Source organism: Streptomyces sp., from assembly GCF_035563135.1.
Lineage (GTDB): Bacteria > Actinomycetota > Actinomycetes > Streptomycetales > Streptomycetaceae > Streptomyces.
Window position 1 is genome coordinate 1 of sequence record NZ_DATMVN010000480.1, and the last position, 3,256, is coordinate 3,256.

General features: G+C 72.9%; 2 protein-coding genes. Both read left to right on the top strand.

The genetic code is table 11. The features are described from left to right. Nucleotides 1-1,246 (top strand): hypothetical protein (locus VN520_RS21180; protein WP_325748512.1); only part of this gene is annotated, 1,246 nt, incomplete at its 5' end. 407 nt (nt 1,247-1,653) lie between these two features. Next, the gene (locus VN520_RS21185) at nt 1,654-3,252 is read left to right on the top strand and encodes an ABC-F family ATP-binding cassette domain-containing protein (protein ID WP_325748513.1); all 1,599 of its coding nucleotides are present in this window, start codon (nt 1,654-1,656) and stop codon (nt 3,250-3,252) included. The last annotated feature ends 4 nt before the right edge of the window (nt 3,253-3,256 follow it).

A 3,256-nucleotide genomic window follows, 5' to 3' on the forward strand; every position in this document is an offset into this window, starting at 1 on the left:
CCCGGCGGAACTGGCACGCCAGGCCAGGGCCGTCCTGGCCGACGCCGTGCGGATCGCCCACTGGGCCGCGGACGGTACGAGCCCGGGCTCCGCCCCGCTCGCCGTCCAGGTCCTGGAACGGGCCGCCGCCGCGCTCGAACTGTCCCCGGCCCAGGTGAGGGCCGGCTGGGACCGGGCCAGGCTGGCCGGACTCATCGAACTGCACGGCGACACCGCCCGCCCCGGCTGGCGGCTGCGCGCCTGGGACCGCGACGACTCCGCCGTGCTCCGCGGCTGGGTGGCGCTCTTCGACGCCTGGTCGCTCGTCCACGCCTCACCCGAGGGCGTCGAGGCCACCGCCGTGGCGGAGGCCATCGAGGCCGTGCCCCAGGTGCTCTCCCTCCTCCAGCTCTCGGCGGGACCGGTCACCGTGCCCGCGCTCCTCGACCTGCTCGGACAGCGCGTCGCGGAACTCCACGAGGAACGCTGCGAGGTGCCGTACGGGCCGCAGGAGCAGCCCGCCCCCGCCGGGGAACGGCCCGCCGGCCTCAACGCGCTGCTGCTCGACTGGGCCCTGGAGGGCCTCGCCTCCGTCGGCGCCCTCACGCTCGGCCCGGGCCACGCCACCCTCACCCCGTTGGGCAACTGGGCGGTCTGGGTCAAGCTGGAACAGATCTGCGTCGCCGCCCAGAGCCCCGCCGGGAACATCGAGCAGTCCGCGGCCGACATGCTGCTCGGCTGCGCACGGCTCACTCCCGGGCCCGCCCGTGCCGAATACCGGGCCTGGCTCGCCGCCCGGCCCGTCGGCAGCGCCGTGGCCGAACTGCTGGCCGTCGCCCGCGGTGAGGACGCCCTGCTGCGGGGCCTCGCCTTCGAGGCGCTGCGCGTCGTGGGCGCCCCGGCGGAGCCCGTCGTCCGTTCCGTCGTCACCGAAGCGCCGCTGCGCCCGTACGCGCTGCTCTGGCTCGCCGAGTACGAGGGGACCGACCCGGACGACGCCCAGGACGTCCTCAGCCGTGAGGAAGCCACCTGGCTCTGGGTCGACACCGCCGCCGCCGTGGCCGACCACGGCGAGACGGGCCTGCTGGTCCGTCATCTCGACTCAGCCGTCCAGGGCACGGTCCCCGCGCTCCTGGACGAGGTGCGGGCCGTGGGGCACCCGCGGACCGTCCAGGTGCTGGTCGCCCTGGCCGCCGCCCACCCGGATCCGGCCCTCGCCAAAGCCGTGCGCCGCGCCGCCTTCCAGGTGCACAACGGCGGGGTGTGACCGCGAGGGACCGCGAAGCCCCGGGGACGTCCGGCCCGCAGGCCCCGGCGCCCCGGGGGCGCCCTCCGCTCCCCGTACCATGCGGCCGCGCGAGCCGTGGCCCCGGTCGGCGGGCGGCACGCCGAGTGCTCACGGGCACCGCGGTGATGTGATCTCCGTCTCAGTTCCCCGCCGCTCACCGGCAGCGTCACCGCAGGTGCGGCTGACACCGGTGACAGGAGGGACAGGCAGGCCGACGCCGCCGGACGGGGCGCCGCGGGGCCGCGAGGACGGGGCGGGAACATGACGAAAAGCAGGTGGACACCGCCAGTAGACTGAGTCCCATGGCAATTCTCCTTGTGCATTAGACGGCGTCGAGTCGTGAGTCCGCTGTCCCTCCGCCGTCCATACCGCCCTGGAGTATTTCCGTGATCACCGCTTCCGGCATCGAGCTGCGCGCCGGCGCCCGCATCCTCATCGAGTCCGCCTCCTTCCGCATCGCCAAGGGCGACCGCATCGGCCTGGTCGGCCGCAACGGCGCGGGCAAGACCACGCTCACCAAGTGCCTGGCGGGTGAGGGGACGCCGGCCGGCGGCACCATCACCAACAGCGGCGAGGTCGGCTACCTCCCGCAGGACCCCCGCACCGGCGACCTCGACGTCCTGGCCCGTGACCGCATCCTCTCGGCCCGCGGGCTCGACGAGATCCTGCGCAAGATGCGGGAGAACGAGGAGCGGATGGCGAACGGCAAGGGCGCCACCCGCGAGAAGGCGATGAAGCGGTACGAGCGCCTGGAGACGGAGTTCCTCACCAAGGGCGGATACGCCGCCGAGGCCGAGGCCGCCACCATCGCGGCCGCGCTCAGCCTGCCCGACCGGGTGCTCGGCCAGCCCCTGCACACCCTCTCCGGCGGTCAGCGCCGCCGTGTCGAGCTCGCCCGCATCCTGTTCTCGGACGCCGACACCCTGCTCCTCGACGAGCCCACCAACCACCTCGACGCGGATTCGATCGTCTGGCTGCGTGACTACCTCAAGACGTACCGCGGCGGCTTCATCGTGATCTCCCACGATGTCGAGCTCGTCGAGACGGTGGTCAACAAGGTGTTCTACCTCGACGCCAACCGTGCGCAGATCGACATCTACAACATGGGCTGGAAGCTCTACCAGCAGCAGCGCGAGGCCGACGAGAAGCGCCGCAAGCGTGAACGCCAGAACGCCGAGAAGAAGGCCGCGACCCTCAACGCGCAGGCCGACAAGATGCGCGCCAAGGCGACCAAGACCGTCGCCGCCCAGAACATGGCCAAGCGGGCCGAACGCCTGCTCTCCGGGCTGGAGGCGGTCCGGGTCTCCGACAAGGTGGCCAAGCTGCGCTTCCCCGAGCCCTCCCCGTGCGGCAAGACCCCGCTCATGGCCGAGGGCCTCTCCAAGTCCTACGGCTCGCTGGAGATCTTCACCGACGTCGACCTCGCCATCGACAAGGGCTCACGCGTCGTCATCCTCGGGCTCAACGGCGCGGGCAAGACCACGCTGCTGCGGCTCCTCGGCGGCGCCGAGAAGCCCGACACCGGCGAGGTGCTCGCCGGCCACGGGCTGCGGCTGGGCTACTATGCGCAGGAGCACGACACCCTCGACACCGACCGCACGGTGCTCGAGAACATGCGCACGTCGAGCCCCGACCTGCCCGAGCCGGAGGCCCGCCGGGTGCTGGGCTCGTTCCTGTTCAGCGGCGACGTCGTGCACCAGCCGGCCGGCACGCTGTCCGGCGGCGAGAAGACGCGGCTGGCCCTGGCCACGCTCGTGGTGTCCGGCGCGAACGTGCTGCTGCTCGACGAGCCGACGAACAACCTCGACCCGGCCAGCCGCGCGGAGATCCTCTCCGCGCTCGCCACGTACAAGGGCGCCGTGGTCCTCGTGACGCACGACGAGGGCGCGGTGACGGCGCTGCAGCCCGACAAGGTGCTGCTGCTGCCCGACGGCGTCGAGGACAACTGGAACGACGACTTCGCCGACCTGGTCGCCCTCGCCTGACGTG